At 58.0% G+C, this 262-nt stretch carries 1 protein-coding gene; it reads left to right on the top strand.

What is annotated here, in order from left to right; all coding sequences use genetic code 11:
* Positions 1–34 precede the first annotated feature (34 nt).
* Positions 35–262 (top strand): hypothetical protein (locus J0695_RS43110; RefSeq protein ID WP_206970239.1); only part of this gene is annotated, 228 nt, incomplete at its 3' end.

The following is a 262-nucleotide window of genomic DNA, read 5'->3' as shown; positions in this document are numbered from 1 at the left end:
ATATCCCAGAGCCACAACGATATGGAGAAAATCAATGACGCAGAATGTCGCACCGCGTGATTTCGTCGCTGATCACACAGTCGAACGCTCTCAGCGACCCATGATAGGTGGCCCGAACAAGTTCAAGGTCGCGATTTTCGGCGCGAATGTGACGACCGGCCAGGGCGGTCTCAACCTCGCCGAGAACACGATCAAGCTCGGCAACTGGGGCGAGATCCAAGGTCTCGCGCAGAAGGCCGACCGCTACGGTGTCGACGGGTTC

It is taken from the genome of Streptomyces beijiangensis, from assembly GCF_017315755.1.
Taxonomy (GTDB): Bacteria; Actinomycetota; Actinomycetes; order Streptomycetales; family Streptomycetaceae; genus Streptomyces; species Streptomyces beijiangensis.
Note: the sequence above shows the minus strand (reverse complement) of the source record. Positions and strands in the feature narration are given on the sequence as shown.